General features: G+C 57.1%; 1 protein-coding gene. It reads right to left on the reverse strand.

The window, feature by feature from the left end:
* Positions 1-5: 5 nt before the first annotated feature.
* A partial coding sequence (tuf, locus tag B3C1_RS19160) for an elongation factor Tu (RefSeq protein WP_008486888.1) occupies positions 6-1,105 on the reverse strand: 1,100 nt, incomplete at its 5' end.

Consider the following 1,105-nt stretch of genomic DNA (forward strand, 5'->3'; position numbering starts at 1 on the left):
CGCGATTAGGCGATGATTTTGGCAACTACGCCGGCGCCTACGGTACGGCCACCTTCGCGGATAGCGAAGCGCAGACCTTCATCCATGGCGATAGGAGCGATCAGCTCTACTACCATCTGGATGTTGTCACCAGGCATTACCATCTCTACGCCTTCCGGCAGCTCGATGGTGCCAGTTACGTCAGTGGTACGGAAGTAGAACTGCGGACGGTAGCCTTTGAAGAAAGGAGTATGACGACCACCTTCTTCTTTGCTCAGCACGTACACTTCGGATTCGAACTTGGTGTGCGGCTTGATGGAGCCCGGCTTACACAGGACCTGACCACGCTCTACTTCGTCACGCTTGGTACCACGCAGCAGAACACCTACGTTCTCACCAGCGCGGCCTTCGTCCAGCAGCTTGCGGAACATTTCAACGCCGGTACAAGTGGTTTTGGTGGTCGGGTTGATACCGACGATTTCCACTTCTTCACCAACTTTGATGATGCCTTGCTCTACACGACCGGTAACTACGGTACCACGGCCGGAGATGGAGAACACGTCTTCCACGGGCAGGATGAACGGCTTGTCGATAGCGCGCTCCGGCTCGGGGATGTAGGTGTCCAGGGCTTCGCCCAGCTCGATGATCTTGGCTTCCCACTCGGCGTCGCCTTCCAGCGCTTTCAGAGCGGAACCTTTGATCACAGGCAGGTCGTCACCGGGGAAGTCGTACTGGCTCAGCAGCTCACGTACTTCCATTTCGACCAGCTCTTGCAGCTCTTCGTCATCAACCATGTCGCACTTGTTCATGAACACGATGATGTAAGGAACGCCTACCTGGCGACCCAGCAGGATGTGCTCACGGGTTTGCGGCATCGGGCCGTCGGTGGCAGCAACTACCAGGATAGCGCCGTCCATCTGGGCAGCACCGGTGATCATGTTTTTGACGTAGTCGGCGTGGCCGGGGCAGTCAACGTGGGCGTAGTGACGAGTAGGAGTATCGTACTCTACGTGAGAGGTGTTGATGGTGATACCACGAGCCTTCTCTTCCGGGGCGTTATCGATCTGGTCGAACGCTTTGGCGGCACCGCCGTAGGTCTTGGCCAGTACGGAAGTGATAGCGGCAG

Source organism: Gallaecimonas xiamenensis 3-C-1 (assembly GCF_000299915.1).
Taxonomy (GTDB): Bacteria; Pseudomonadota; Gammaproteobacteria; order Enterobacterales; family Gallaecimonadaceae; genus Gallaecimonas; species Gallaecimonas xiamenensis.